1 protein-coding gene is annotated in these 344 nt (G+C 66.6%); it reads left to right on the top strand.

Going from position 1 to position 344, the window contains the following annotated elements:
• Window positions 1–344: biotin/lipoyl-binding protein (locus EN852_RS37065; RefSeq protein WP_135879778.1), on the top strand; the 344-nt coding region annotated here is incomplete at both ends.

The following is a 344-nucleotide window of genomic DNA, read 5'->3' as shown; positions in this document are numbered from 1 at the left end:
GTCGGCAAGCCCGAAGTCGGCGTCGTCACGCTGCATCCGCAATCGGTGGCGATAACGGCCGAACTGCCGGGGCGCACGGCGGCGTCGCTGATCGCCGAGGTGCGACCGCAGGTCGACGGCATCATCCAGCGGCGCCTGTTCAAGGAAGGCAGCGAGGTGGCGGCTGGACAGCCGCTCTACCTCATCGACCCGGCGAGCTACAAGGCGGCCTATGACAGCGCGATCGCCGCGCAGCAGAAGGCGGCGGCGGCGCTGCCCACCGCGCAAGCCAAGTTCGACAGATATGCCGGCCTCTTGAAGCAGAACGTTGTTTCCAAACAGGATTATGACGATGCCGCCGCCAC

The organism is Mesorhizobium sp. M2E.F.Ca.ET.209.01.1.1, from assembly GCF_004010375.2.
Taxonomy (GTDB): domain Bacteria; phylum Pseudomonadota; class Alphaproteobacteria; order Rhizobiales; family Rhizobiaceae; genus Mesorhizobium.
This window is presented reverse-complemented; position numbering and strand designations above follow the sequence as displayed.